24 protein-coding genes are annotated in these 26,463 nt (G+C 70.4%); 16 read left to right on the forward strand and 8 right to left on the reverse strand.

The window, feature by feature from the left end; translation table 11 throughout:
* Positions 1–62: 62 nt before the first annotated feature.
* Positions 63–1,136, reverse strand: coding sequence for a nucleotide disphospho-sugar-binding domain-containing protein (locus OOZ19_RS11585; protein ID WP_266090081.1), 1,074 nt, complete (start codon positions 1,134–1,136; stop codon positions 63–65).
* A gap of 287 nt (positions 1,137–1,423) precedes the next feature.
* On the opposite strand from OOZ19_RS11585, the gene OOZ19_RS11590 reads away from it, so the two are divergent.
* On the forward strand, positions 1,424–2,572 hold the full coding sequence (locus tag OOZ19_RS11590; RefSeq protein WP_266090082.1) for a class I SAM-dependent methyltransferase: 1,149 nt from the start codon (positions 1,424–1,426) through the stop codon (positions 2,570–2,572).
* Between the two features lie 458 nt (positions 2,573–3,030).
* Here the strand turns inward: OOZ19_RS11590 and OOZ19_RS11595 are convergent, their stop codons facing one another.
* The gene (locus OOZ19_RS11595) at positions 3,031–4,695 is read right to left on the reverse strand and encodes a carbamoyltransferase family protein (protein ID WP_266090083.1); all 1,665 of its coding nucleotides are present in this window, start codon (positions 4,693–4,695) and stop codon (positions 3,031–3,033) included.
* 1,148 nt (positions 4,696–5,843) lie between these two features.
* Here OOZ19_RS11595 and OOZ19_RS11600 point away from each other — a divergent pair.
* The 6 genes from OOZ19_RS11600 (at position 5,844) to OOZ19_RS11625 (ending at position 10,084) form a co-directional block, all read left to right on the forward strand.
* Positions 5,844–6,038: a hypothetical protein gene (locus tag OOZ19_RS11600; RefSeq protein ID WP_266090084.1), complete on the forward strand. Its 195-nt coding sequence runs from the start codon at positions 5,844–5,846 to the stop codon at positions 6,036–6,038.
* Positions 6,039–6,041: 3 nt separating this feature from the next.
* Complete coding sequence (locus tag OOZ19_RS11605) at positions 6,042–6,491, forward strand: TetR/AcrR family transcriptional regulator (RefSeq protein ID WP_266090085.1); 450 nt, start codon at positions 6,042–6,044, stop codon at positions 6,489–6,491.
* Positions 6,492–6,946: 455 nt separating this feature from the next.
* Positions 6,947–7,309: a BlaI/MecI/CopY family transcriptional regulator gene (locus OOZ19_RS11610; protein ID WP_266090086.1), complete on the forward strand. Its 363-nt coding sequence runs from the start codon at positions 6,947–6,949 to the stop codon at positions 7,307–7,309.
* Entirely contained in the window at positions 7,306–8,244 is a 939-nt protein-coding gene (locus OOZ19_RS11615) for a M56 family metallopeptidase (RefSeq protein ID WP_266090087.1), read from the forward strand. Before OOZ19_RS11610 ends, OOZ19_RS11615 begins: the two co-directional genes overlap by 4 nt.
* 248 nt (positions 8,245–8,492) lie before the next feature.
* Positions 8,493–9,200 (forward strand): DsbA family protein, encoded by a 708-nt coding sequence (locus OOZ19_RS11620; protein WP_266090088.1) that lies wholly within the window; start codon positions 8,493–8,495, stop codon positions 9,198–9,200.
* Positions 9,197–10,084, forward strand: a complete 888-nt coding sequence (locus OOZ19_RS11625; protein WP_266090089.1) for a cytochrome c biogenesis CcdA family protein — start codon at positions 9,197–9,199, stop codon at positions 10,082–10,084. Before OOZ19_RS11620 ends, OOZ19_RS11625 begins: the two co-directional genes overlap by 4 nt.
* A gap of 621 nt (positions 10,085–10,705) precedes the next feature.
* Here OOZ19_RS11625 and ligD read toward each other — a convergent pair.
* On the reverse strand, positions 10,706–11,734 hold the full coding sequence (ligD, locus tag OOZ19_RS11630) for a non-homologous end-joining DNA ligase (protein WP_266090090.1): 1,029 nt from the start codon (positions 11,732–11,734) through the stop codon (positions 10,706–10,708).
* A gap of 92 nt (positions 11,735–11,826) precedes the next feature.
* Between ligD and OOZ19_RS11635 the strand changes: the two genes are divergently transcribed.
* Positions 11,827–12,171 (forward strand): hypothetical protein, encoded by a 345-nt coding sequence (locus tag OOZ19_RS11635; RefSeq protein ID WP_266090091.1) that lies wholly within the window; start codon positions 11,827–11,829, stop codon positions 12,169–12,171.
* 48 nt (positions 12,172–12,219) lie between these two features.
* Positions 12,220–12,642: a peptide-methionine (R)-S-oxide reductase MsrB gene (gene msrB / locus OOZ19_RS11640; RefSeq protein ID WP_266090092.1), complete on the forward strand. Its 423-nt coding sequence runs from the start codon at positions 12,220–12,222 to the stop codon at positions 12,640–12,642.
* Between the two features lie 4 nt (positions 12,643–12,646).
* On the opposite strand, the gene OOZ19_RS11645 is transcribed toward msrB, so the two are convergent.
* Entirely contained in the window at positions 12,647–13,696 is a 1,050-nt protein-coding gene (locus OOZ19_RS11645) for an LLM class flavin-dependent oxidoreductase (RefSeq protein WP_266090093.1), read from the reverse strand.
* A gap of 156 nt (positions 13,697–13,852) precedes the next feature.
* Here OOZ19_RS11645 and OOZ19_RS11650 point away from each other — a divergent pair, with 156 nt between their 5' ends.
* Positions 13,853–14,599 carry an FCD domain-containing protein gene (locus OOZ19_RS11650; protein WP_266090094.1) on the forward strand — a complete coding sequence of 249 codons (747 nt, stop codon included), beginning with the start codon at positions 13,853–13,855 and terminating at the stop codon, positions 14,597–14,599.
* Positions 14,596–15,300 (forward strand): PDC sensor domain-containing protein, encoded by a 705-nt coding sequence (locus tag OOZ19_RS11655; protein ID WP_266090095.1) that lies wholly within the window; start codon positions 14,596–14,598, stop codon positions 15,298–15,300. The genes OOZ19_RS11650 and OOZ19_RS11655 overlap by 4 nt, the downstream gene beginning before the upstream one ends.
* Positions 15,301–15,306: 6 nt before the next feature.
* On the opposite strand, the gene hemQ is transcribed toward OOZ19_RS11655, so the two are convergent.
* From hemQ to hemE, 3 genes are read right to left on the reverse strand one after another with little or no spacing between them, the layout of a single operon-like run.
* A complete protein-coding gene (hemQ, locus tag OOZ19_RS11660; protein WP_266090096.1) occupies positions 15,307–16,002 on the reverse strand; it encodes a hydrogen peroxide-dependent heme synthase in 696 nt (231 codons plus the stop codon).
* A 26-nt stretch (positions 16,003–16,028) separates the two neighbouring features.
* Entirely contained in the window at positions 16,029–17,447 is a 1,419-nt protein-coding gene (gene hemG, locus OOZ19_RS11665) for a protoporphyrinogen oxidase (protein WP_266090097.1), read from the reverse strand.
* A complete protein-coding gene (hemE, locus tag OOZ19_RS11670) occupies positions 17,444–18,529 on the reverse strand; it encodes a uroporphyrinogen decarboxylase (protein ID WP_266090098.1) in 1,086 nt (361 codons plus the stop codon). Before hemE ends, hemG begins: the two co-directional genes overlap by 4 nt.
* Positions 18,530–18,747: 218 nt before the next feature.
* On the opposite strand from hemE, the gene OOZ19_RS11675 reads away from it, so the two are divergent.
* The 3 genes from OOZ19_RS11675 (at position 18,748) to OOZ19_RS11685 (ending at position 21,756) form a co-directional block, all read left to right on the forward strand.
* Entirely contained in the window at positions 18,748–19,323 is a 576-nt protein-coding gene (locus OOZ19_RS11675) for a DUF3000 domain-containing protein (protein ID WP_416309419.1), read from the forward strand.
* Between the two features lie 337 nt (positions 19,324–19,660).
* Positions 19,661–20,377: a response regulator gene (locus tag OOZ19_RS11680; RefSeq protein WP_037304891.1), complete on the forward strand. Its 717-nt coding sequence runs from the start codon at positions 19,661–19,663 to the stop codon at positions 20,375–20,377.
* Positions 20,378–20,496: 119 nt separating this feature from the next.
* A complete protein-coding gene (locus OOZ19_RS11685; RefSeq protein ID WP_416309420.1) occupies positions 20,497–21,756 on the forward strand; it encodes an HRDC domain-containing protein in 1,260 nt (419 codons plus the stop codon).
* A 15-nt stretch (positions 21,757–21,771) separates the two neighbouring features.
* On the opposite strand, the gene OOZ19_RS11690 is transcribed toward OOZ19_RS11685, so the two are convergent.
* Entirely contained in the window at positions 21,772–22,614 is an 843-nt protein-coding gene (locus OOZ19_RS11690; protein WP_266090099.1) for a helix-turn-helix domain-containing GNAT family N-acetyltransferase, read from the reverse strand.
* A 346-nt stretch (positions 22,615–22,960) separates the two neighbouring features.
* Between OOZ19_RS11690 and OOZ19_RS11695 the strand changes: the two genes are divergently transcribed.
* Together OOZ19_RS11695 and OOZ19_RS11700 are read left to right on the forward strand one after the other, a co-directional pair.
* A complete protein-coding gene (locus tag OOZ19_RS11695) occupies positions 22,961–24,208 on the forward strand; it encodes a thiolase family protein (protein WP_266090100.1) in 1,248 nt (415 codons plus the stop codon).
* Positions 24,205–26,310 (forward strand): 3-hydroxyacyl-CoA dehydrogenase NAD-binding domain-containing protein, encoded by a 2,106-nt coding sequence (locus tag OOZ19_RS11700; RefSeq protein WP_266090101.1) that lies wholly within the window; start codon positions 24,205–24,207, stop codon positions 26,308–26,310. Before OOZ19_RS11695 ends, OOZ19_RS11700 begins: the two co-directional genes overlap by 4 nt.
* Positions 26,311–26,463 lie beyond the last annotated feature (153 nt).

The following is a 26,463-nucleotide window of genomic DNA, read 5'->3' on the forward strand; positions in this document are numbered from 1 at the left end:
CCACTACTACGTCATTCCCCTCGGGCGGAAGTGTCCGATGCCGAATGCATCATTGGTTTTTCTCAACCCAGCAGCCGCGGCAGATCGGCCGCGACCTGCGCCGGGGTGGGGCGAGTTCTGTTGTGCTCGGCGAGTTCCGCGGCAGCCGTCCGCCAGCGCGGTTCGGTGAGCAGCTCGTGCACCTGCGCGGCGACCGCGTCGAGTTCGCCGACGGCGCCCGCTCCCGTCGACTCGAGCTGGGTGGCGTTGAAACGCTGGTCAACGATCGCGGGGAAGATCACTTGCGGGACACCCGCGGCGAGCGCGGTCATGGTCGTTCCCGCGCCGCCTTGGTGCACCACGGCCTGACAGCCGGGCAGCACGACGTGCAGGGCGAGTGGGCCGTCCGCGAATCGCACGTTGTCCGGGAGGGCACCGAATCGCGGCCGGGTCTTGGGGGCGGTGGCGACTACGATCTCGACATCCGACTCGGCCAGCGCGTCGACCACGCGCGGGGCCAGGAACAGATCCGAACCGTCCAGTTCGGACATCAGAGTTCCCCAGGTCACGCAGATCCGTGGACGGGTCGGCGGCTGCCACAGCCACGGCGGGAGTTCGGCGGTGCCGTTGTACGGCACGAACCGCATCGGCCACCGCGGCGAGCTGCCCGATGGCACCTGCATCGCAGGCGGGCAGGGGTCCAGCACCAGATCCGCGCTCGCGGACAACCGATCGATCCCGAAGCGCCGCACCAGATCCCCGGTCGCGACGTCCTCCGCGATAGGGACCAATTCGGTGAAGTCGGCTCCCCACAAGTGTTTGACGGCAGGAATGCCGAGCACCTGTGCCGTCACCGCACCGGCCAAGTTGAACGGCTCGTGCACCAGCAGGTCCGGGCTCCAGCAACGGCCGAATGCCACGAGATCATCGACCATCGCTTCGGCGTAGCGCACGGACGCGCCGTCGGCCGTGACGACCTCTCCGCCGTCCGCGTCATCGCCATTGATCCCGGCTGCGAACACCTCGGCGAAGTCGAGGTCCGCACCGACCGCGACGCCCGGAAGCCCAGAACCGGTGATGATGGGCAACATCGCCGGCTGGCTGGCAACGCGCACCTCGTGCCCGGCGGCCAATAGCGCCCATGCCAGCGGAACCATCGGATAGTAGTGGGAACGCCATCCCCACGTACTGATCAGCACACGCATGCCATTAACCCTTGAGGGCAACAAAACCGAGTGTCAATCGCTCCTGCCCGAAAGTGCCGACGGTGCGACCGATAGTCCATCTGGTCACCGTGGATCGAAAACCGAGCTTGACTGAGAGGCAGGACCGAATAGGGCACTGCCCTGATGCCTGGAAGGTGTGCCCCTTCGACAGCTGTGGACGGACGGTTGCGGCGAATACGTTCATCGCGGCGGCGCTCAGGCGAACAGGAGAGCGGGAAATGGATCTTGCCGGTGGCAGCACGACCGTTGAGGATCTGATCGTTCTTGCGGAAGGAGCGGCCTCGGCCGTCCAGGAAGGGGTGCGCACGCATGGCGCCGGCCGCACCGCGGAGGCACTGCTCACCGAGGTGGCCGATCGGGCGCGCTTGTTTCCCAGCCCGCAAGGAGAAGTGCCGGTGCAGTTCGACCTCGGTTTCGCCGGGCAGCGGCTCGGTTTCTCGCTGACCGCCGGCCCTGGCTCGGTCAAGCTGGCCGGGGGCTGGCTGCCCGACCCGTCGGTGATCATTCGCCAGGACCTGCTGGAGTTGCTTCGCGAAGTCTATGGACCTGCGGGGCGCCGTCATGCGACCCGGGAAGTCCACGTCGCTGCCCGGCCTCCGATGCCCGGACTCGCCGCGGACGACCCGATCGCCCAGCACTTCAACAACGCCCAGCTCGCGACCCGCCAGGTGATCGCGGCACTGACCCAGCCCCCCGACGACCTGACCGAGCTGGCAGTGCGGTTCGGCTCCGACAAGTGGGGCCACCACTGGTACACGCCGAACTACCAGCGCTACCTCGCGCCCTACCGGGAGGATCGGGTCAAGATCCTCGAGTTGGGCGTCGGCGGTTACGACCGGCCCGACGTGGGCGGTGCGTCGCTGCGCATGTGGAAGCACTACTTTCGCCGCGGCCTGGTTTACGGGCTCGACATCTTCGATAAATCCGGCATTGCGGAGCCCAGGTTGCGCACCATCCGGGGCGACCAGAGCGACGCGGCGTCCCTTGCCGAACTTGGTGGCGATCTCGGTCCGTTCGACATCGTCGTCGACGACGGAAGCCACCTCAACCCGCACGTCATCACGTCCTTCCACGCGCTGTTCCAGCACGTCCGGCCGGGCGGGCTGTACGTGATCGAGGACGTTCAGACCTCCTACTGGCCCGGCTGGGGCGGCAACAGCACGGACCTCAACGACCCGGCCACGACGATGGGGCTGGTCAAGCAGCTCATCGATGGCCTCAACCACCAAGACCTGGTGCGCAACGGCGAGTACGAGCCGACCTACACCGACCGGACCGTTACCGGGGTGTTCGCGCACCACAACATGGTCGTCATCGAAAAGGGCCTGAACACCGAACAACCCGCTCCGGCATCGATCCCGCGTTGACGAGCCCTTCAGCGGGATCTGCGTAGTCGGCCGGGTGGTGGAACCTCAGAGCCCGTCTTCGAACCCGTCATTCCGGGTGAGCGGCGTTCTTGGTCGTCGTCTTGTCGGCGGCACCAGCCCGAACAGGTCGACCACCGGCGGGGTCAACGGCCTGCTCGCTGCCCGTTGCCGATGTGGCTGCGAATTCTCGAGTAGCTCCGCTACGAGGACGGTCGCTGTCCTCGCGAGGAAGCCGCCGAGAACCCCGCGAGTGGTCCGGTTGCCTTGGTGGTCGCTGTGCGGCGGCTCCGCCGCCGACAGACGACGATCACGACATCGCACTGCCCTGACTCGGTTTCATCCGGCTTGCGCAATATCGATCGTGCCGCCCACCGTCGGCGCGAGCTTCGCGGGCGACAGTGGGCGGCGGTGCGTGAGGTGCGGCGGGCGCGCACCGCGCGGGTGCGGCCACCATGTGCTCAGGCGGATCGTTTGGTGACGATCGAGTTCCCCAGCACCAACGCGTCCAGCCCGGAGGCGAAGAAGGAGCGGATCGCGTCGTGCGGGCTGCACACGAGCGGTTCGCCCGCCTGGTTGAACGAGGTGTTCAGCACCACAGGTGTGCCGGATGCGGTCGCGACGGCGTCGAGCAACTGGGCGTAGCGGGGATTGGTCTCCGCGCGGACCAGCTGCGGTCGGCACGACCCGTCGACGTGGACCACCGCGGGAACCTCCGCACGTGCTTGATCGTTGACCTGGCAGGCGCTCAGCATGAAAGGAGCCCGCCCGGCCGTCGGCACGTACCTAGCGGCGTCGGCCGCACGGATCGACGGTGCGAGCGGTCGCCACTGCTCCCGTCGCTTGATGTCGTTGACCTGGGTGTGCATCCGCCGCTCACCAGGCAGCGCGAGGATCGAGCGGTTCCCCAGGGCTCGTGGCCCGATCTCCATCCGCCCCTGCACCCAGCCGATGACCTTGCCTCGGTTCAGCAGTGCCGCCGCATCCGCCGCGACGTCGGCCGACTCGTGGGAGGGCAGGTCGAGCTCGCGCAGCAGCGCGGCGATGTCCGCATCGGCGAAGTCGGGGCCGAAAGCCGCGGTCTCGACCGCAGCCGACGGCCGCTCACCGCTTCCCGCTGCGACCGCGAGCGCCGCGCCCAGACTGGTGCCCGCATCACCGCTGGCCGGGAACATGTAGAGGCGGTCGACCAAGCCGGAGCGTTCGATGACGCCGTTGGCCGAACAGTTGAGCCCGACCCCACCGCCGATGACGAGGTCGCGCGAACCGGTCTCGGCCACCGCCAGCTCTACCAGGTGCAGCAGCACTCGTTCGAGCTCTGCCTGCCCGAACGCCGCGGCTTCGTAGTGGTGCGGGGCGAGAGTCAGGTCCGCACCGGCGCGGGCGCGCAGCGGATCGAATCGGTAAGTCGGCTTGGCCGCAGGCCCGAACCGGTCGATGAACCACTGTTGCCAGGTGGCGACGAGGGCGCGGAAAGTGTCGTGCTCCGATTCCCCAGGCGCCACGTCGAGCCGGTTCCGGTAGCCGTCCCCGGTGAGCTCGAACGGGTTCGGGGCCGCGGTGGGGGTGGTGTACGACGCGAGGCCCATCACCTTGCCCTCTTCGCCGAGGTCGAACCCCAGGTAGTAAGTGAGGCCCAGGTAGAAGAACCCGAGCGAGTCGAGGATGCCGAACGAGGCGGAGGTGGTGAGCTCGGTACCCGTCCCCCGACCGAGCGTGGTGGACACGGCGTCGCCCTGGCCGTCGACGGTGAGCACCGCGGCGTCGGTGAAGCCCGAGCAGAAGAAGGAGGCCGCGGCGTGTGCCGTGGCGTGTCCGACGACCTCGATCTTCGGCCGGGGGGCACCGGCGAAGAACGGGTGCTGCAGCAGCTTTTCGTGCAGTGTGGTCGGCCAATCCGGATGCTGGCGCGCGGGATCCCAACTCACCGCGAGGCAGTCGACGTCGGCCAGGGTGACACCGGCGTGGTTCAGGCAGTACATCGCGGCATTCGCCGGCGGCAGTCCGTAGGCATGCTTCCGCCGGACGAACCGTTCCTCCTCAGCGCAGGCGACGACTTCTCCGTCGATCACGAGCCCGGCCGCCGCGTCGTGCCCCAAACCACCACTGATACCTAAAACGATCAAAATCTCTCCCGATGCCGATTCGTTTCGAGCCCAGGACTTACCGGACAACAATTCGGACCTGAACCTCTTGAGACTGCTGTCGACCATGTTTCGACGGGCTGACCGGGCGGCGGCCGAGCGGTCACCGGCGGCGAAGTTCGCGACGTCGGATCCGCACCTGAACATGCGCGCGCAATGACTGGAGCTGACATCGGAGACACATCAACCGGAGCACGGCGAAAGCGAAAACAGGAAATTCCAACACCCGACTCGCCATCCGGCCGCCCGAGAGCCACCGGGGCGGATCACCCTGAGAAACCCCACCAAAGTGCACGTCAAGACAGGTAGCAGCCGATGATCTCGGCGCCGCACGGTGATCGAGGTCCGGCGACAGCGACAGCGACAGCAATCTCCTTGATCGCGAAGCTCCCTCATTTTCCACGATGTGATCAATAAGCATAATGTTGGCGTCGCCGATAGCACTTCAAGTCGACCTCTCACATCTTGATGTGAATTACCGCATCGAATCAACCAATTCTCCGGAAGATTGCCCCTACGGTGCTTCGACGTGCATGAAAGTACCTGGGCAAATGCCGCCGCCGTAGCGGCGCGCAGATTCACCCTTCCTGCCACCTCCTAGGCGCCGAACTTCACGAGGCGTTCGGCGGAGATGCGGATGCGGGAGTGATGAACAGCTGCGCGAATTCCAGCTGCACGCCCGGCTCGCGTCGTACCGGCTCGATGAACCGGGATCGCTCGCACGTCGCCCCCCAGGCGCTTTACCAGGCCCACCGGCGGTTCGACGGCTTCCTCGGTTCCGGCCGCTCGACGTTCAGCACGCGAGCACCGAGCGAAGGACCGTGACCCGCTCATCGACACCGGACATCCGGCGAGTGCACTACTCCCGCGAATCCCGATCAGCTGCGTCGTCCCTGTTCACAGCCTCCAGCGAGTCCTCACTCCGAGACATAGAAGACCTGAAAGACTAAAAGACCGAAATGACTGTTCTAGCTCTACGAGTCGTCGGCGAACCGGTGGGCGAGGCATGGGCGCGTTGGTGACGTGGTCGCCGCAGACCGGTCAGCTCCGGCGCGGCTTGCTGCGCGTATTCGCTGTGAGCCGGACCAACCCCCAGGACACGGCTTCGGTGATGTTCAGATCATGGGGTCATGAACTCGCGTGATGCCGATCAACCCGATACCGCCGTCGAGACCGGGCGTGCGCGGAGTCCCCGCGGGCAGGGTGAGCGGTTGCGCGGCGAAATTTTGAGCGCGGTCGCTCGCCTGCTGGACGAACAGGTGCGCCACCCCGATCTGCACGTGTCGCTGCGCGAGGTCGCCCGGGAAACGGGCATCGCGACCTAGAGCATGTATCTGCACTTCCACAGCAAGGAAGCGCTGGCTTGGTCGGTGGCGGCCGATGGGTACGACCGGCTGATCGAAGCCATGCGGGAGGCCGACCATGCGGATGCGGGGACGGCGGCTGACCGGCTGCGCGCTCAGGCGCACGCCTTCTGGCTCTTCGCGCAGAGCAATCGCGGGGTGTTCCGGTTAATGTTCGGTCACGACATCGGTCACCTCGACCCGAACACCAGCGAACATCCCGGTTCGCGGCTGTGGCGGCAATGGCTGGCAGCGGTACGGGCTTGTGAAGCCGAAGGGCACGCGTGGCCGGTCAGTACCGAACGCACCGCTGAAGAGCTGTGGTCGGCCGTGCTCGGCCGATTCGCCTTGTGGTCGACCACGTTCGGCCAAACCGAATCCCACTCGCCGCGCGAGTTCACCGACTACCTTCCCGATCGTCTCCTGGCGCAGTGAAGAACGCGGCGGTCCGGTGCGGGCAGTGGCCGCCGTGCCCCGGAGTATCCGGAGCGCAGCAGCGTACCGGCGCGTCGCTGCTCTCCATCATTCCGCCGCCTGGCGTTGGAAGAATTCTCGATACGCCGCACTGGGAATGTCGTAACCGCGCACGATGAGACCATCGGCCACCTGCACCGCCGAGAGGCCACATATCTCCTCTTCCCACGAGAACCAGCTACTAGGTGGCATAGTAGATATTCTCCCGGGTCCCGCCGGACCTGCCCCGCAATCCCTCCGCCTCCGACTTGGAGATCGTGGATGAGCATCGTCGGTGTCGTGGGCGCTCTCGACGCCCCCCGAGGGGCGTACGCGCCGCCGCAGCGCCCTCGGGTCCGCCCGGCAAGGGTGTCGGCGGACGGTTGTGCGCAACGACCCGAGCGGGACGTCTTAAACTGACCGCCGCGGGAGGTGCGATGCTGGGACTCGGTGAGCTGGAGCTCAAGGTGATGAACGTCCTGTGGGCGGCCGATGAACAGCTCCGCGTGCGCGACGTGCTCGCACGGCTTTCGGCCGAGCGGGCATTCGCCTACACCACGATCATGACGGTCCTCGACCACCTGCACGACAAGGGTTGGGTGCGGCGCACCCGGGTCGGGCGGGCCTTCAGCTATTGGCCCGTGCGCTCGCGGGAGGAAGCGGGCGCCCACGTGCTCCGCGAGGTGCTCGACTCCTCCGGTGATGCCGAATCCGTCCTGCTGCACTTCGCCGCCTCCGTCTCCGAGCGCGAGTCGGAACTGTTGCGGCGAGCTCTGGAGAACGGACGCGGGACACCATGACGATGGCCATCGGGCTGCTCGCCGGCGCGGTCCTGATCGGCGTCTTCGGCCCCGCTTACCTGCGTGGCCTGATCCGCCCTCAGGTGCGCCCCGGTATTGCGCTGGCGGGGTGGGTTGCGTCCCCGCTGGTGGCGATCGGCGCGGCGATCACCGGCGCGACGCTGCTGCTGATCCCGAACAACGGGCCCGTCGACGGCGTCCTCGGCATGGCTCGCAGCTGCGTCAACGTGGTGCACGGCCACGCGTGGGCCTGGGAGTACGTGGCCCGGCTCGGCGGTGCCGCGCTCGTGGCCGCTGGAGTGCTGCGCGTGCTGGCCGTGACCGTAGGACTCGTCCGCCAGGACGCCGCGCTGCGGCGCCGTCACCTGACCGCAGTGCGATTGCTCGCTTGCGAGGACCCCGACTCCGCTGTGCTGTGGTTGGACCAAGCCACGCCGGTGGCCTACAGCGTCGGCGGGCGACGCGGCGCGATCGTGGCGACCACCGGGGTTCGACGCCTCGACGCCGAGACCCGGAACGCGGTCCTTGCACACGAGCGGGCACACCTGTCCGGACGGCACCACGGCCTGGTTCTGGTCGCGACGGCGCTCGCCAAAGCGTTGCCGTTCGTACCGCTGTTTCACGCAGCACCCCCGGCGGTGCGCGTACTCGTCGAACTCGCCGCGGACGCGGGAGCCGCCCGGCGCTGCGGCGCGGGATCGGTGCGCGCCGCGCTGCGCGCGGTGACGGGCGACACGGCGCCGACGACGTCGCTGGCGATGTCGCGGGAGTCGGTGCAGTTGCGGTTGCACTGGTTGCAGGCCGCGGCCCCGGGCAGCCGGCACTGGGCGTACTGCACGGCTGCCGTGGCCGTCTCGGCCTCCCCCGCCGTCGTCTCCGTAGGCGCTGTGGCGTGCTTGGTGCTTCTGCACTGCTCCGGCGCCCGGGGGTCCTGACCGCGCCCTCGGGACGAACGTGCCCAGCCGAGTGATCGCGACCTCGGAGCGCTGAGCGACCGCTTGCGCCCACGGGGGAAGGCGCTTCGTCGGCACTGCCACTTCGCCGCCCCGCCCGCGGCAGCAGCGGAATCCGCTCACCCGCGCCACACGCTGCGGTGGAGATCACGATCCTCACCACCCAGCCCAATTACTACGACAAGTAGTAGATACGCTCGTGGCAGCCGAGCGAAGGAGAGTGGCGACCAGTGGGCGACACAGGTGCGAAGAAGAAATGGCTGAACGTGACCGCCGTGGCGCTCGCCGTGGTGGTCGTGTTCCTGCTGGGGTACATGCTGGCCTCGCAGGTCGGGTCGAACCAGGCCGCCCCGCAGCAGGCCGAGGAGCAGCAGGAGAGCCCGCTGGCGAAACTGGCACGCCGCACACCCGATGATCCAGTGGCGCTCGGCAAGCCTGATGCACCGGTCGTCATGCTCAATTACGGGGACTACCGGTGCCCGTTCTGCGCGAAGTTCTCCCGCGACATCGAGCCCCGACTGGTCAAGCGCTACGTCGATGCCGGCGTGCTGCGCATCGAATGGCGAGACTTCCCGATCTTCGGCGAAGAGTCGATCGAAGCCGCCAAAGCCGGCCGCGCGGCAGCCACCCAAGGCAAGTTCTGGGAATACCTGGGCGCGATCTACCAGGCAGCTCCGGAACGAGGGCACGCGTCCCTGCCGCACGACAAGCTCATCGACTTCGCCAAGCAGGTCGGGATCACCGACCTCCCGAAATTCGAGGCGGCCATGAACGATCCCGCCACGATCTCGGCCATCCAGGCGGACGCGACGGAAGGATCCCAGATCGGCGTGTCGAGCACCCCGACGTTCCTGGTCAACGGCGATCCGATCCTCGGCGCCCAGCCGCTCGACCAGTTCCTCAACGCCGTCGAGCAGGCCAAGGCGGCGTCGGAATGAACGAGATCGGACTGCTCGGCGCGTTCCTCGGCGGGCTGCTGACCTTGATCAGCCCGTGCTCGGCGATGCTGCTGCCGTCCTTCTTCGCCTACGCCTTCGACGGACTCGGCAAGCTAGTCGCCCGGACCGCGGTCTTCTACCTCGGGCTCACCACCACCCTGGTCCCGCTCGGGGCCGCCGCAGGGTTCTTCGGCGCGCTGCTGACCCAGCACCGCACGACCCTGACCGTGGCCAGCGGCGTGGTGCTGATCGCCCTGGGACTGCTGCAGATCTCCGGCAAGGGCTTCGGATTCGCCGCGGCGCAGCGCATGACCGGCCGAATCCGCATTTCCTCCGGGGTGTCGGTGTACGCGCTCGGCGCGGTCTACGGACTGGCCGGGTTCTGCGCCGGGCCCTTGCTGGGCAGCGTGCTCACCGTCTCGGCCGCCGGAGGTGAGGCGCTCTACGGCGCGATCCTGCTCGCACTGTTCGCACTCGGCATGGCCTTCCCGCTGTTCCTGCTGGCGCTGCTCTGGGAGCGGCTCCAGCTCGGCGAGCGAGCGTGGTTGCGCGGGCGCGAAGTCACCATCGGCCGCATGCGCCTGCACACCACCAACATCATCTCCGGGCTCGTGTTCGCGACCATCGGCCTGATGTTCGTCTTCACCGAAGGCACCGCGAACCTCGGCGGACTGACCGATGTGGACACCCAGTTCGCGGTGCAGGCGTGGTTGCAGCAGACCAGTGCTGGAATCTCGAACACCGCCGTGCTGCTGGTGCTCGCTGTCATCGCCCTCGCCGCGGTGCTGTGGAAGATCGCGCGCATCCGCCGTGGGGAGCACAACGGATCATCCGACGACGCGTCCGGCGACGCCACCGTCGCCGCGGGCGAGCGGGAGATCTGACCGGAACCGGGAAGCACTTCAGGTGCCCTCCACGCGCGGCGGGACCCCGCAGTGCCGGTACCTGCCATCATCTGTAGTTGCCGGCCACGGCAGTGCCGCTTGGGACACCAGCGAAGTGATCACTCGATGAGCCTTGGACATGGCGATGCCGAAGAAGGACCAGGTGCGTGCTATCGCCGTCGTCCGGGCAGTTGGCCGTCAACGATGTCGCGGGAGCTGTTCCACAATGCCGCGACGCGGGGCGGACGTCTGGACTACCGGACATCGGTCGCAGCGGCACGCCGGTTGGAAAACTCGTCGGCTGAGGCAGGGCCAAGCTCGCTGCCAGCTAATCAGCGGCTGCGGCAGCATGCACACCCGCCGGGGCGACTTCGGCGGCGAGGGTGGAGAACCAGTCGACGAGGGTGGCTCGGGTCAGTTCGTCCGTCGTCGAAGGCTTGCCATGACGCTCAAGCCAAGCGGCGAAGAACCGCGGCGCCTGGCAGTGGAGTTTGACGGTCCGGCCGCTCGGCCTTCGGCGCGCAGGTACCGGGCGAAGGACCGTTCAAGAGCATTGAGTGATCCGCTCATCGGCACAGGATCTCCGGCGAGTGGGCGCTGTGCTAGCTGCCGCGGGGTTGATCAAGCCTCGTTTTCGCTGTTCAAGGCCTCCAGCGAGGCCTTGCGGGAGCGGGTCGGTTCGCCGGGCATCTTCGGGTAGTCCGGTGGGTACGGGAGTTCGCCGAGGTCTCGGTCGCGGCGGTCGCGTTCGAACCAGTCGAGGGCGACGTCGAGGTCGTGGGCGACCGCGTCCAGGTCGCGGTGCGGATCGCCGTGGTCGGCCAGCAGCGCGGGGACCGTGGCGAGGTCGAAGTCGTCCGGAGCGACCTCCGGCAGCTGCTCCCAGGTCAGCGGCATGGACACCGTCGCCGCCGGGGTGCCGCGGATCGACCAAGCCGAGGCGACCGTGCGGTCCCGGGCGGCCTGGTTGAAGTCCAAGAAGACCCGCTGGCCGCGGTCCTCCTTCCACCAGGCGACGGTGGCCTGCCGCGGAATCCGGCGCTGCACCTCCCGCGCCAGCGCGATCACCGCGTGGCGCACCTGGATGAAGTCCCACCGCGGCGCGATCCGCACCAGCACGTGCACGCCCCGGCCGCCGGAGGTTTTCGGGAAGCCCACCAGACCGGCCTCCGCCAGCACCTCGCGCAGGACCCCCGCGACCTCGACCGCCTCCGCGTACCCGGTACCGGGCTGCGGGTCCAGGTCGATGCGCAGCTCATCGGGGTGTTCGACGTCGGCCGAGCGCACCGGCCACGGGTGGAAGTCCAGCGTGCCCAGGCCCGCCGCCCACGCCAGCACGGCGGGCTCGGTGGGGAGCACGCTGTCCGCGGTGCGGCCGGACGGGAAGGTCACCCGCACCGAGCGGACCCACTGCGGAGCGCCCTTCGGCACCCGCTTCGCGTAGAACGGGTCGCCGGTGACGCCGCCGGGGAAGCGCTTCAACGTCGTCGGCCGATCCCCGATCGCGCGCAGCAGCGGCTCGGCGACCGCGAGGTAGTACCGGACGACCTGGAGCTTGGTGAAGCCCCGCTCCGGGAAGTACACCTTGTCCGGGTGGGACAGGCGCACCGTCCTGCCCTCGACGTCGAGTTCCAGCGGTGAATCGGCCATCCGCGCAGCTTAGGAGCATCCGCCCCCGATTCGCGCGCAAACGCCCGACTCGCCCCTGCCTGCGCGCACCCCCTCGGCGCTACCGTGAAGCCATGGCGCCAGCAGGCCACCCCAGCGGTGATGAGCCCGACACCCCGCGGCACGCGTGGGACGCGCGGGACCGGTTCGCCGACGACCTGATCGGGCTCGACCCGCACGACCCGGAGGCGCAGGCGTTCGCCGAGCACCTGGAGCGGATGGAACGCCCCAACTCGAAGGCCACCGTCGAAGGCATGCTCAGCGGCGTGGAGGACTTCGCCCGCTGCGCCAACCGCGCCCAAGGACACCGGCGGGTGATGGTGGTGCTCGTGGTGGTGCTGATCCTGCTCGGCGTGCTGGTCACGGTGTGGAACGCGGTGGGCTTCATGCTCGGCACGTTCCTGGCGCTCGCCGGTTGAGCGGGAGCTCACGGGCGCTCGATCACCGGGAAGGGTTAGCGTGGACGCATGGAACCGGTTGCGGGCGCCACCCCGAAGGTCGTGAAGTCCGAGCAGGAGTGGCAGGAACAGCTCAACCCCTACGAGTACGCGGTGCTGCGCGAAGCGGCCACCGAACCGGCTTGGAGCGGCGAGTACGTCGAGACCAAGACCGCGGGCGTCTACGAATGCCGGGCGTGCGGAACGGAACTGTTCCGCAGCGAGACGAAGTTCGAATCGCACTGCGGCTGGCCGTCGTTCTACGACGCGCGCGACACCGACTCGGTGATCCTGCGCGAGGACCGCTCGCATGGCATGGTCCGCGTCGAAGTGCTCTGCGCGAACTGCCTGAGCCACCTGGGGCACCTGTTCGAGGGCGAGGGCTACGCCACGCCCACCGATCAGCGCTACTGCATCAACTCCGTCGCGTTGCGCCACATCCCGGAGAGCTGACCGGTCAGCCGAAGGCCGGCATCAGGTGGTCGGCGATCAGCTCGAGCTGGTCGGCGGCGCTGAGCACGCCGGGCAAGGTGAGGCCGGTGAACGCCCGCACCAGGGCGGTGTCGGTGACGGCCAGGATCAGGTGGTTCACGCCGGTCGGGGCGATGTCCCGCTCGATGCGCGCCGCGCACTCCTCGGGCGTGCCCGCGATGGACAACTTCTCCGCGAGCTCCGGCGACGTGAGCTCGTAGGCCCGCGCGAGATCCCCCGCGCCGACGGCGGCGACGATCTCGGTGAGCGCCTCAGGTTCCACGCCGTTGCGGCGCAACTGCTCGGCGGGCATCGCGGACGCGTAGAGGCCGATCATGGCCCGCGCGGCCTGCTTCGCGGCGGCACCGTCCGGACCGGTCGCGAACACCACCCACGCCCCGATGTCGAGCTCCCGCCAGTCCCGCCCGGCCCGCTCGGCGCCGACGCGCACGTGGGCCACCAGGTAGTCGTAGGCCTCCCGGGTGCAGCTCAGCGCGTGGTGCACGCCGTCGGAGATCTCGCCCGCGGTCTGGAACGACTTCGGGCCGCGCATCGCGCCGAGCTTCACCGGCAGCCGCGGCTGCACCGGCTCCGCGAAGGTGAACAGCCCCTCGTAGCGGTAGAACTCGCCCGCGAAGGTGATCGACCGCTCGTCCAGGAACGTCCGGATCACGTGGTGCGCCTCGCGCACGCGCGACAGCGGGCGCGTCGTCGTCCAGTCGATGCCGTACTGCGCCAGCAATCCGAAGTTGCCGCTGGAGATCACGACCTCGGCGCGCCCACCGGTGAGCTCGTCGAGGGTCGCGGCGGCCTGCGCGATCAGCGTCGGTTCGCGCAACGTCACCGGCGAGAGGTTCGGGCCGAACCTGATCCGCTCGGTGCGCTCGGCGGCGGCGGCGAACAGCAGCCACAGGTCCTTGTGCCAAGTCTCGTCGGCCGCGTAGGCGGCGTAGAAGCCCAGCTCATCGGCCCGCTTGATCGTCTCCAGGGATTCGCGCACCGGGTAGTCGGGCAGCATGACGTAGCTGAAGCGCATCGGGGCCCTTTCGACGCCGGCCAAGCCTCAGCACAGTGTCCGACCTGCGGCGGTGGACGCGAACCCGCCGGACGGGTAGATCCGTCTGCTACACAGGGTCCCTTCGTGGATCATGTGAAACGGTTCAGCCGAGCTCACCTCGTGGAAGGATCTGCCGTGCCCGTCGACGACACGCTGCGCTCGCTGCGGCACTGGCCCCGACTGCCCGCGCGGGCCGACGCGGCGACGGTGGCGGGCAGGCTCGCCGAAGCCATCGCGCTGGGAGTGCTGCCCGACGGCGAACCGCTCCCCCGCGGCGCGGACCTCGCGACGCTGCTCGGATGCCCGGAGGAGGCGGCGCGCGGAGCTCTCGGCGAGCTCGCCCGCGACGGGCTCGTGATCGCCTCCGCCGCCGGGCCGCTGACCCGCCGACCCGCGGATCCACTGCTGGTAGCCGGGGTCGCCAGGCTGCGCGAACTCGGCACGCACGAGTTGCGGGAGATCTCCGACCAGCACTCCGCGATGGCCGGTGCCGCCGCGCTGCTCGCAGCGGAACGCGCCACCACCGACGAGATCGACGCGCTGCGGGGACTCGCCGCCGACTTCGCGGCGGCCACCACCACGGCCGCGCGGCGCAGGCTGGACGGCCGGCTGCACATCGAGATCGCCGCCGCCGCGCAATCGTCCCGGCTGACCCGCCAGGAGATCACGCTGCAAGCGGAGACCGGTGCGTTGCGCTGGCTGCCGTGGGCCGAAGCGATCCCGCACTCCGGCGAAGCCGAACAGCACGCGGCGATCCTCGGCGCCATCGGTGCCGGCGACGGGCTCCGGGCCCGCGCGCTCGCCGAGGAGCACGTGCGAGCGGGCATCCGGCGGCTCGTCGAATTCCGCCTGTGGTCCGCGGCGCGGCGGTGCGCCCGATGAGCTCCGCCCACGACGCCGCCGAGCACATCGGCTCGCTGCTCGAAGGCACGTTCCAGTGGTGCGCCGAGCTCGGCGAACGACTGCGCGCAGCGCACGAGGCGACCACGGCGCTGAGCACCGAAGACCTCTCCGCGCTGTGGGAACCGATCTTCGACCGGCTCGACGCCCGCCCCGGCGGACTGGCGGGCACCGGCGTGATCCTCGCCGACGGCGTGCTCGCCGACCGCGCGCACTGGCTGGAGTGGTGGCAGCACCGCCCCGGCGACACGCCCCGATTCCTCCAGGTCGATCACGACCCGGACAGCGTCGGGTTCTACGACTACGCCAACGCGCCCTGGTTCACCGCGCCCCGCGACTCCGGGCGGGGCGTCGCGGTGGGGCCGTACGTGGACTTCGCGGGCACCGACGAGTACCTGGTGACGCTGGCGGTGCCCGTGCACGCCGGGGACCGCTTCCTCGGGGTGGCCGCCGCCGACCTGCGCACCGGCGAGTTCGAACGCGCGCTGCTGCGCCACCTCGACCCCGGCCTGCCGCCCGCCGTGCTCGTCAACCAGGCGGACCGGGTGATCGCCTCGAACACGCCGCGGCGGCTACCCGGAGCTCTGCTGACCGCAGGCCCGCTCGCCGCCGACCCGGGCCGGCCGGTGCGCACGGCGGAGCACGTCACCGGCCTGCCCTGGCGGATCGCCCAGGAACCGTGAGGACGATCAGGGGAGGCGGGGCAGCAGCTCCGCGGGCGCGACGCGCTTGCCGGTGAAGAACGGGGTCTCCTCGCGGACGTGCTTGCGCGCCTCGGTGTAGCGCATCTTCCACATCAGGTCGACGATGCGGTGCAGCTCCGGCGCCTCGAACGCGAGGATCCACTCGTAGTCGCCGAGCCCGAACGCGGGCACCGTGTTCGCCCGCACGTCCGGGTAGTCCCGCGCCGCCATGCCGTGGTCCTTGAGCATGGTGCGGCGTTCCTCGTCGGGAAGCAGGTACCAGTCGTAGGAGCGCACGAACGGATACACGCAGATGAAGGCGCCCGGCTCCTCACCCATGATGAACGCGGGCAGGTGGCTCTTGTTGAACTCGGCGGGCCGGTGCGCCGCCACGTTGCTCCACACCGGGTCGGAGGCCTCGCCCAGCGTCGTGCCGCGGCGGAAACCGGCGTAGGCCTCCTGCAAGGCCTCGATCTTCTCCGCGTGCCACCAGATCATGAAGTCGGCGTCGGACCGCATGCCCGACAGGTCGTACACACCACGGACCTCGACCCCGGATTCCGCCAGGCCGTCGAGGTACTCCTGGGTGGCCTGCGCGGCCTTCTCCCGGTCCTCGGGCAACGCGCCCGGCTCGACCTGGAAGACCGACCACATGGTGTAGCGGATCGTCTCGTTGAGTTCGGAATAGTTCACGCGCGCCATGGCTTCATCGTCCCACCACCGCCGGGTCAGCCGGTCGCGAGGTGCCGTGTGATGCCGCTCGCCGCGGCCTCACCGGTCGCCACGCAGGCGGGCACGCCGACGCCGTGCAGCGCCGCACCCGCCAGCGCGAGGCCGCCGCCGTCGGCCACGGCTCGCTCCACCTCGGCCACCAGGTCGAGGTGGCCGACGCCGTACTGCGGCAACCCACCGCCCCAGCGCACCACCGCCGAATCCACCGGTTCCGCCGCCACCCCGGTCACCTCGCGCAGATCGGCCAGGACCCCGCGCAGCAATTCCGCGTCGGTGCGGCGCAGCAGCTCGGCCTGGCCGGAGCGGCCCACCGAGCCCCGCACCAGCGGCGCACCGCCGGAACCCGTCAGGTGCGGCCACTTGCGGCTGGTGAAGGTGAAGGCCTTCGCCGTGAACGGAGTGCCGTCGGCGTGCGTCTCGCCGCGGGCGATCAGCGTGCCGGAGGCCGCGGGCAGCTCGGTGCCCGGTGGCAGCGCGAGACCGAACACGGCCATCGAAGCCAGCTCGATGCGGCCGAGCAGTTCGGACGCGGACGGCACGACGTCGGCGAGCAGCTTCCGCGCCGCGGGCGGCGGCACCGCGAGCACCACCGCATCCGCCGCCAGCGTCTCCGGGGCGGGCGCCGAACCGATCTCCAGGCGCCAACCGGCGCCGTCGCGGCGCAGCGCGCGCACCGGGAGCCCCAGCCGCACCCGCGCCGCCGCGGACTTCACCAACGCGTCGACGAACTCGCCGTAGCCGTGGCGGAACGCGCCGAACACCGGTCGCTTGGCGCCGTCCGGCGCCGGAGCGGGCAGTGCCGCCGCCGCGGCGGCGGTGATCGACTCGGCGCCGCCGTCGAGCGCGGCGGCCAGTGCCGGGATCGTCGCGCGCAGCCCGAGGCCGTCCGCACTGCCCGCGTACACGCCGCCGAGCAGCGGCTCGACCAGCCGGTCCACCACCTCGTCTCCCACCCGGGAGCGCAGCAGCCCGCCGACCGAGACGTCCGCGCCGTCCAGGTGCAGCGGTGGCAGCTCGGCCTCCGCCCGCACCGCCGCCAGCCCGGCGGGGGACAGCACGTGCGCCACCGAATCGGCGTGCGCGGGCACGCCCATCACGGTGCCCGCGGGCAACGGGTGCACCGCACCGCCCGCGCGCACTCGCGCGGCGGCCGGGCCGGGGTGCACCACCTGGTCGGCGAGGCCGAGCTCATCGGCGAGCCGCAGCACTTCGGGGCGTCGCGCCAGGAAGGCCTCCGCGCCCAGGTCGAGCTCGGTGCCGGCCAGCGGAACCGCGTGCAGCTTGCCGCCGAGCCGATCGGCCTGCTCGAACAGGACGATCTCCGCGTCCGGGCCCAGCGCGCGCCGCAGCCGGTGCGCGGCGACGAGCCCGCTGACACCGCCGCCGACGACGGCGACCGTGGGCCCGCCGGTCAAGACCGGGCGCTCTCGGCGTGCACCTGCCGCACGACGGCGGTGAGCACATCGGGATCGGTCGTGGGCAGCACGCCGTGACCGAGGTTGAACAGGTGTCCGGCGGCGTCCTCGCCCTCGGCGAGGACGCGGCTCACCTCGCGCCGCACGGCGTCCTCACCCGCGAACAGCACGGCCGGGTCCAGGTTGCCCTGCACGACCGGGTCCGAGCCCGGGTTCGCCGCGCGCAACCGCCGCGCCGCCTCGTCCAGCGGAACCCGCCAGTCCACGCCGACCACGTCGGCACCCGCGGACTGCATGTCGCCGAGCAGCTCCCCGGTGCCCACGCCGAAGTGGATCTTCGGCACGTCCGGTGCGGCCTCCACGACGCCCTCGAAGATGCGCTTGCTGTGCGGCAGCACGAACTCCCGGTAGTCCCGGACCGACAGCGCACCGGCCCAGGAGTCGAACAGCTGCACCGCGTCGACCCCGGCGGCGAGCTGGGTGCGCAGGAACGTCAGCGTCGTGTCCGCCAGCTTCTCCAGCAGCGCGTGCCAGGTGGCCGGATCGGAGTGCATCAGGGCCTTGGTGCGCTCGTGGTTGCGGCTCGGCCCGCCCTCCACCAGGTAGGAGGCCAGCGTGAACGGCGCCCCGGCGAACCCGATCAGCGGCGTCTCGCCCAGCTCGGCCAGCAGCAGCCGCACGGCCTCGGCCACGGGCGCCACCTGCTCGACGTGCAGCTCCGGCAGCGCGTCCACGGCGGCGGCGTCGCGCACCGGCTCGGCCACCACGGGGCCGGTGCCCGCGACGATATCCAGCCCGATGCCCGCCGCGTACAGCGGCAGCACGATGTCGCTGAACAGGATCGCCGCGTCCACTCCGTGGCGGCGCACCGGCTGCGCGGTGATCTCGCAGACCAGGTCCGGGGTCAGGCACGCCTGCAGCATCGGGGTGCCCTCGCGCACCTTCCGGTACTCCGGCAGCGAGCGACCGGCCTGGCGCATGAACCAGACGGGCGTGTGCCGCGGGGTGCCGCCGCGGGCGGCCACCAGCAGCGGGGCGTCGGTGAGGTCCCGGCGAGCCGAGACCGGGGCGGGTGAGGTCATCGGAGGCGCATCCGTACTCGGTCGAAGTGATGGGGGCTCGACGCGGGTGCGGGCGTCGGCCGAGCCGGCCACGGCTCAGGCCGACGGCCCTGTTCGAGCCGTTCAGGACATCTTCTCAGACGCCCGGACCGCCGGACGCGCGGGCAAGATCACGATCGCGGGCGGCGTCCGGCGTGGCGCCTACACCGCACCGATCCGGCCGCCTACAGTCCCCAGCCGTGACGGAGATGGCGGCGATGCCCGAGAGGTTCCAGCAGGCAGTGACCGCGTTGGCCGCGCCGACTCCGCGCGCCGAGATCGAAGTGACCGAGGTCCGCCCGCCGAAGCGGCTCGCGCCGTGGGCGTACGCGGTCGCGGCCGAGGCGAACGGCCCGGCGGGCGAGCTGGCGACGGCCCGGTTGGTGCTGCTGCACGATCCCGACGGACCGGCGGCGTGGGGGGGAACGCTGCGGCTGGTGGTCTACCTCCGAGCGGAGCTCGATCCCGAGCTGGCCGCGGACCCCCTGCTCCCCGCCGTCGGCTGGTCCTGGCTGGCCGAGGCGCTGGAGGAGTCCGGGGCGGGGGTCGACCTGCTGGGCGGGACGGTGACCCTGACCTCGTCGGCCCGGTTCGGGGACATCGCGGGCCCGCCGCGCAGCCACGACCTGGAGTTGCGCGGCTCGTGGACTCCGCACGAGGAGGGGCTCGACGCGCACGCGGTGGCCTTCTACGAGCTCATGGCCAGCGCGACCGGCCTCCCACCGGAGGGGGTCGCCGTGTTCGACCGCCGTTCGGCGCTGCGCGGCGAGGCTTGAGAAGTGATCTTTAACGATCGGGATTCCCCTCACGAGGACCCCGAAATCGCCCATAACCGGTTGCGTGCGCAAACTTCTCACGATGCGCAATCAAGGTGTGTCGCGCCAACACGCCATGGCGTTACGCCTAACCCCAAGACCCACCCAATTGAGTGACAAAAACGAACCTCTGTGACAACTCGATCGGGATAGATACCCGATTGATCGTCCCGCTGACCCGCTTGGGCGGTTACGCTGCCCCCGACGACACCACTTTCGGTCGATCAGTGGCGCGGCTGATTGGTCGAGAGTCCCGGTGCCGGTCGGGGGGCACGACCGACTCCAGGGAGGTAGTGACGTGGCTGCCGTCGGCTTAGGTCAGGCCGCTCGAACCACGCCCGCCGGCGCTTTGCCGGCCAACATGGTCCCGCACCCGCGGGAAGAGCTGTTCACGGTGCTCGTGGTGGACGATCATCCGCTGCTCCGGGAGGCCATCGCCGCCCGGTTGCTGCAGATGGGCGCCGGCACGGTGCACGAGGCCGCATCCATGGCCGAGGCCAGGGCTCGCGCTCTGGCCACCGGTCCGTGCGACCTCGCAATCCTCGATCTCGGGTTACCCGACGGGACCGGCATCGACCTGGTTACGGAACTCCGTACCCAGGGCTGGCCGCGAATCGTGGTGCTCGCTTCGTCCGACGACCCCTATGCGGTCCGGGCCGCCTTCCAGGCAGGCGCTCAGGCGTACCTGCTGAAGTCGGCCTCGCCGATGGTCGTCACCGACGGAGTGCGCCGCGTACTCGACGGCGGCGTGTACGCCGATCCCAGTGTGGCCCCGGTGCTCGCTGCGGGCACCCGGGTCCCGGGGACCGACAACACGCCCCGGGAACTGTCCGGGCGTGAAGTCGAGGTGCTGCAACTGGTGGCCGATGGCCGATCCAACAAGGAGATCGGTGAGGCGCTGAACCTCTCCGCTCTCACGGTGAAGTCTCACCTGTCGCGGATCGGCCGCAAGTTGGGCACCGGAGACCGGGCGCAGATGGTCGCCCTGGCCATGCGGGCCGGGGTGATCAGATGACCGGATGATCCTGATCGGGTGAATCGAGGTCCCACCGCGATCGTCGGGTCCGGTCGGGCACGGCGACCTCGGGCTGGTCGCACCCGCGGGCGGACCGCAACACGTAAGGTCTGATATCCGTGGAAGCTGCTTGCCCCGAGTCCGTCGAGCCCGACCGTCCCGAGCCGGTGCTGCTCACCGAGCCCGCTGACGGCGTACCGCCGGTAGTGGAGACTCCCGAAGCACTGGAGACCGCCGCGGCCGCACTGGCCGCGGGGAGCGGTCCGGTCGCGGTGGACACCGAACGCGCGTCCGGATACCGGTACTCGCAACGTGCCTACCTGGTGCAATTGCGCCGGGAAGGTGCGGGAACGGTACTGGTCGATCCGGTCGCGCTGAGCGGTGCCCTAGGCCCGCTGAAAACGGCGTTGGCGGACACCGAATGGGTGCTGCACGCCGCCTCGCAGGACCTGCCCTGCCTGTCCGAGCTCGACTTGCGTCCGCAGCGGCTGTTCGACACCGAACTGGCCGGGCGGCTCGCCGGGTTCGACCGGGTCTCGCTGGGCACCCTCGTCGAACGCATGCTGGGTTACCGGTTGGAGAAGGGCCACAGCGCCGCCGACTGGTCGCGCCGGCCGCTGCCCGCCGACTGGCTGGTGTATGCCGCGCTCGACGTGGAACTGCTGATCGACCTGCGCACCGAGATGCACGCCGAGCTGAGCCGGCAGGGCAAGCTCGACTGGGCGTGGGAGGAGTTCGAAGCGGTCCGCAACGCCGAACCGCCTCGCCCGCGCGCCGAGCCGTGGCGGCGCACCTCCGGCATCCACCGGGTGCGCAACGCTCGCCAGCTCGCCGCCATCCGCTCGCTGTGGGAGGTGCGCGATCGCATCGCCTCGGAGCGGGACATCGCACCGGGCCGGATCCTGCCGGACTCCGCCGTGGTGCAGGCCGCGCAGAGCGACCCCAAGACCGAATCGGAACTGACCGCGCTGCCGGTGTTCGGCGGCAGGCAGCAGCGCCGCCGCGCGTCGACGTGGCTGGGCGCGCTGCGCGCGGCCCGAGCGCTCCCCCAGGACGAGCTGCCGGTGGTCTCGCCGCCGCAGGACGGTCCACCATCGCCAAACCGGTGGGCGGATCGCGATCCCGCCGCCGCGGCCCGGCTCTCGGCCGCCAGGACCGCGATGTCGGCCATCGCCGAGGAGCACGGCCTGCCCGTGGAGAACCTGCTGCTGCCCGATCTGCTCCGGCGGCTGTGCTGGACGCCGCCGGAGGACACCGGCGTGGCGTCGGTCGAGGCGCGGCTGCGGGAGCGGGGCGCGCGGGAGTGGCAGATCGGGCTGACCGCGTCGGTGCTGAGCGCCGCGCTGCAGGCCGCACCGGAACGCTCGCGCTCCGACTGAGGGGACCCGGACGCTCTACGTGCTCGCCGGAGGCCGGCCGTCCGGCCTCCGGCGTTCCATGACGATCGTGTCGCGCCAGCGTCCGTGCAGGCGGCCGATGCGCTCGCGGACGCCGACGATGCGGAAGCCCGCGTTGCGGTGCAGCGCAAGGCTGCCGAGGTTCTCCGGGAACAGCGAGCACTGCAGGGTCCACAGCCCGGCCTCATCGGCGGCCTCGGTCTGGTGCCGCAGCAGCGCCGTGCCCACTCCGCGGCCCCGCGCACCGGTTCCGACGTAGATCGAGGTCTCCGCGACGCCCGCGTAGCAGTCGCGCGTGGAGGCCGGGGTCAGCGCCGCCCACCCCGCCACGGCACCGTCCAGCTCGGCCACCCAGCGGTGCTCCGGTGGCCACTTCACCGCCAGCTCCTCGCGCGGCGGGACCTCGTGCTCGAAGGTGGCGTCGCCGGTGGCGATCCCTTCGCCGTAGATCCGCCGCACCGCCGCCCAGTCACCGGGTTCCAGCGCCCGCACCGCAACGCCCTCGACGGGGTCTTCGGCGGCAGCGGGACGTGCCGGGAGCAGGCCGAGCACGAGGTCCACGGCTCGCCCGTCGGCGCGGCCGGCGGTGTCCACCGCTACTCGGGTGGCGGTGCCCTCCTTGCTCAGCACCACGTACCCGCCTTCGGCGAGCCTGCGCAGGTGGTGCGAGCAGGTGGACTGGGCGATGCCGAGCCTCCCCGCCAGCTCACCCACCGTGCTCGGCCCTCCGGAGGCGACGGTGTGCAGCAGCAGGACCCGAGTCGGGTCGCCGAGGCACGCGAACCGGGCGGCGCAGGCCGCGGCCTCGGCGGTCGGGAGCACCGGCACCTGGTCGATCATCGCCCGATAATGCGAGCCGCGGCCGACCAGGTCAATCGGATCCCGTCGATGCGATCCGGTCCGCGCACCCGGCCCGCCGCGCGACCCGGCGACCGGCGGCGGAACGAGTACGTTGGCGTGCGCCCCCGCAGTGATCGCGAGGCCGCCACCACCGCCGGAGCGCCTGTGATCGACCTGACACGAGCACTTCGCCCCACACCCAGTGGTTACCCACGGGTAATAAGCGCTAGAGTGGCTGTTACCGGCCAGTAGCGGCGGGGCCCGCACCCGCCCGGAGCAGGGTCGATCGCCGCCGAGCCGGTCCGGAACTCGCACAACGCAGGACCCACACAGTGAGGAGCACGCCGTGGTCGCACCCGCGTCGGCACCAGCCGACCCGCGCAGCGCACGTGCCGTACGGGACGTGGTCTTCGTCGACGGCGTTCGCACGCCGTTCGGCAAGGCAGGCAAGAAGGGCATCTACGCCGAGACCCGCGCCGACGACCTGGTCGTCAAGGTCATCCGCGAGCTGCTGCGCCGCCACCCCGAACTGCCACCGGAACGCATCGACGAGGTCGCCATCGCCGCGACCACCCAGACCGGTGACCAGGGCCTGACCATCGGCCGCAGCGCCTCGCTGCTGGCGGGCCTGCCCCAGTCGGTGCCCGGTTTCGCCATCGACCGCATGTGCGCGGGCGCCATGACCGCCGTGACCAGCATCGCGGGCGGCATCGGCTTCGGCGCCTACGACATCGCCATCGCGGGCGGCGTCGAGCACATGGGCAACCACCCCATGGGCGAGGGCGTGGACCCCAACCCGCGCTACGTCGCCGACAGCGTCGTCGACCCGTCGGCGCTGGTCATGGGCTCCACCGCGGAGAACGTGCACGACCGCTACCCCAGCCTCACCAAGGAGCGCACCGACGCCTACGCGGCGTTGAGCCAGCAGCGCTACGAGCAGGCGCAGCTCGCGGGCAAGATCGCCGCCGACCTGGTGCCCGTCTCCACCCGCTCCGGTGAGCAGGGCTGGGGCCTGGCCACGGCCGACGAGCCGCCGCGCCCCGGCACCACCGTCGAAGCCCTCTCCGGGCTCAAGACGCCGTTCCGCCCGCACGGCCGGGTCACGCCGGGCAACGCCGCGGGCCTCAACGACGGCGCCACCGGTTGCCTGCTCGCCGACGCCGAGACCGCTCGTGAGCTGGGCCTGCCGATCGGCATGAAGCTCGTCGGTTACGCCTTCGCGGGCGTGGAGCCGGAGGTCATGGGCGTCGGACCGATCCCCGCGACGGAGAAGGCGCTCAAGCGCGCCGGGCTCAGCATCGAGGACATCGGGCTGTTCGAGCTCAACGAGGCGTTCGCCGTGCAGGTGCTGGCCTTCCTGGAGCACTTCGGCATCGCCGACGACGACGCGCGGGTCAACCCGTGGGGCGGCGCCATCGCCTGCGGTCACCCGCTGGCCTCCTCCGGCGTGCGGCTGATGACGCAGCTGTCCCGCCACTTCGCCGAGCACCCCGAGGTGCGCTACGGCCTGACCTCCATGTGCATCGGTTTCGGCATGGGCGGCACGGTCATCTGGGAGAACCCGAACTTCGACACCGCAGGGGGCGCGAAGTGAGCACGCAGACCGACTTCGCAGCGCTGTTCCCGGACGAGGTCGTCACCCAGGCCCACACCAGGCTGCTCGACGTCCCCGGGCTCAGCGGCAAGCTCGCGCTGATCACCGTCGACAACGGTCACGACCACACCCGCCCGTCCACGTTCGGGCCGGGCGGGCTGACCGCGCTGAACACCGCGCTGGACGAGGCGTTCGCCGCCGAGCCCGCCGCGATCGCGGTCACCGGCAAGCCGTTCGTGTTCGCCGTCGGCGCCGACCTCTCCGGCGTCACCCAGATCGGCCAGCGGGAGCACGCCCGCCAGGTCGCGCAGACCGGGCACGACGTGTTCCGGCGGCTCACCGAGTCGACCATCCCCACCTTCGCGTTCGTCAACGGCGCGGCGCTGGGCGGCGGCCTGGAGCTGGCACTGTCCTGCCACTACCGCACCGTTTCGGACGGCGTGGGCGCGATCGCGTTCCCCGAGTGCTTCCTCGGCCTGTTCCCGGGCTGGGGCGGCACCCAGCTGCTGCCGAACCTGATCGGCGCGGACGCCGCGGTCAGCGTGATCATCGAGAACGCGCTGAACCAGAACAAGATGCTCAACGCCAAGAAGGCCACCGGCCTGGGCATCTTCGACGCGCAGCTGGAGAGCGCGGACTTCCTGGAGGAGTCGGTGCGCTGGGCCGTGCGCGTCGTCAACGGCGAGCAGACCGTGCAGCGCGCCGAGATCGACCGCGGCCAGGCCTGGGACGACGCGGTGAACCGCGCCAAGGGCATCGTCGAGAGCCGCACCCAGGGCGCCTCCCCCGCCGTCACCAAGGCCGTCGAGCTCATCGAGCTGGCCCGCGGCAACGACCTCGACGCCGGATACGCGGCGGAGACCGAGGCGCTGACGGACGCGTTGATGTCCGACGAGCTGCGCGCCGGGCTGTACTCGTTCGACCTGACCCAGAAGCGCGCGAAGCGTCCGGCCGGTGCCCCGGACAAGAAGCTGGCCCGCGAGGTCAAGAAGGTCGGCGTCGTCGGCGCCGGCCTGATGGCCGGACAGCTCGCGCTGCTGTTCGTGCGCCGCCTGAAGGTGCCGGTGGTCATCACCGACATCGACCAGGAGCGCATCGACAAGGGCGTCGGCTACATCCACGGCGAGATCGACAAGCTCGCCGCCAAGGGCCGGCTGTCCCCGGACGCCACGAACCGGCTCAAGGCGCTGGTGACCGGTTCGCTGGACAAGTCCGCGTTCGGCGACGCCGACTTCGTCATCGAAGCGGTCTTCGAGGAGATGTCGGTCAAGCAGAAGGTGTTCGGCGAGCTGGAGGGCTACGTCTCGCCCGAGGCGATCCTGGCCACCAACACCTCGTCGCTGTCGATCAGCGAGATGGCCTCGCAGCTGAAGAACCCCGAGCGGGTCGTGGGCTTCCACTTCTTCAACCCGGTCGCGGTGCTGCCGCTATTGGAGATCGTGCGCGGCGACAAGACCGACGACGCCTCGCTGGCCACCGCGTTCTCGGTGAGCAAGCAGCTCAAGAAGTCCAGCGTGCTGGTCAAGGACGCCCCGGCGTTCGTGGTGAACCGGCTGCTGACCCGCTTCATGGGCGAGATCATCGCCGCCGTCGACGAGGGCACCCCCTTCGACGTCGCCGACCGCGCGCTGACCCCGCTGGGCCTGCCGATGAGCCCGCTGGTGCTGCTGCAGCTCGTCGGCCCGGCCGTCGCGCAGCACGTCAACGAGACGATGCACGCGGCCTACCCGGACCGGTTCGGGATCAGCGAGAACCTGCAGCGGTTCGTCAAGGCGGGCAAGTCCGCCGTGTGGCAGCAGGACGAGCAGGGCAACCAGGTCGTCGACCCCGAGGTCGTCGCGCTCTGGGAGCAGGGCTCGAACCCGTCCACGTCCGAGCAGGTGCGGGACCGGGCGCTGCAGGCGCTGGCCCAGGAAGCGCAGCTGATGCTCGACGAGGGCGTCGTCGCCGAAGCGCAGGACCTGGACCTGTGCATGCTGCTCGGCGCGGGCTGGCCGTTCTGGCTGGGCGGCATCACCGCCTACCTGGACCGCGCGGGCATCTCCGAGCAGGTCAACGGCAAGCGCTTCCTGCCGAAGGGCGCGGCCTCGCTGCCCGCCTGATCAGGTAGTCGCGCGAGGGCCGGGGTGGGCACGTCCACCCCGGCCCTTCGTCGTCCGACCCGGTGGATCTCCACACCTGTCCGGTGATCGTTTCACCTGCGAAGAACCAGTGTCATCACTGGCGGTGATGTAGTCCCCAGCCCCGATCGTGCC

Source organism: Saccharopolyspora sp. NFXS83 (genome assembly GCF_026241095.1).
Classification (GTDB): Bacteria; Actinomycetota; Actinomycetes; order Mycobacteriales; family Pseudonocardiaceae; genus Saccharopolyspora_C.

Bases quoted from the DNA above. Each gene is read 5' to 3' on its own strand.
- OOZ19_RS11585 (WP_266090081.1), bottom strand. From the start codon at position 1,136: ATGGTTCCGCTGGCATGGGCGCTATTGGCCGCCGGGCACGAGGTGCGC.
- OOZ19_RS11590 (WP_266090082.1), top strand. From the start codon at position 1,424: ATGGATCTTGCCGGTGGCAGCACGACCGTTGAGGATCTGATCGTTCTT.
- OOZ19_RS11600 (WP_266090084.1), top strand. From the start codon at position 5,844: ATGAACTCGCGTGATGCCGATCAACCCGATACCGCCGTCGAGACCGGG.
- OOZ19_RS11605 (WP_266090085.1), top strand. From the start codon at position 6,042: ATGTATCTGCACTTCCACAGCAAGGAAGCGCTGGCTTGGTCGGTGGCG.
- OOZ19_RS11610 (WP_266090086.1), top strand. From the start codon at position 6,947: ATGCTGGGACTCGGTGAGCTGGAGCTCAAGGTGATGAACGTCCTGTGG.
- OOZ19_RS11615 (WP_266090087.1), top strand. From the start codon at position 7,306: ATGACGATGGCCATCGGGCTGCTCGCCGGCGCGGTCCTGATCGGCGTC.
- OOZ19_RS11625 (WP_266090089.1), top strand. From the start codon at position 9,197: ATGAACGAGATCGGACTGCTCGGCGCGTTCCTCGGCGGGCTGCTGACC.
- ligD (WP_266090090.1), bottom strand. From the start codon at position 11,734: ATGGCCGATTCACCGCTGGAACTCGACGTCGAGGGCAGGACGGTGCGC.
- OOZ19_RS11635 (WP_266090091.1), top strand. From the start codon at position 11,827: ATGGCGCCAGCAGGCCACCCCAGCGGTGATGAGCCCGACACCCCGCGG.
- msrB (WP_266090092.1), top strand. From the start codon at position 12,220: ATGGAACCGGTTGCGGGCGCCACCCCGAAGGTCGTGAAGTCCGAGCAG.
- OOZ19_RS11645 (WP_266090093.1), bottom strand. From the start codon at position 13,696: ATGCGCTTCAGCTACGTCATGCTGCCCGACTACCCGGTGCGCGAATCC.
- OOZ19_RS11655 (WP_266090095.1), top strand. From the start codon at position 14,596: ATGAGCTCCGCCCACGACGCCGCCGAGCACATCGGCTCGCTGCTCGAA.
- hemQ (WP_266090096.1), bottom strand. From the start codon at position 16,002: ATGGCGCGCGTGAACTATTCCGAACTCAACGAGACGATCCGCTACACC.
- hemE (WP_266090098.1), bottom strand. From the start codon at position 18,529: ATGACCTCACCCGCCCCGGTCTCGGCTCGCCGGGACCTCACCGACGCC.
- OOZ19_RS11690 (WP_266090099.1), bottom strand. From the start codon at position 22,614: ATGATCGACCAGGTGCCGGTGCTCCCGACCGCCGAGGCCGCGGCCTGC.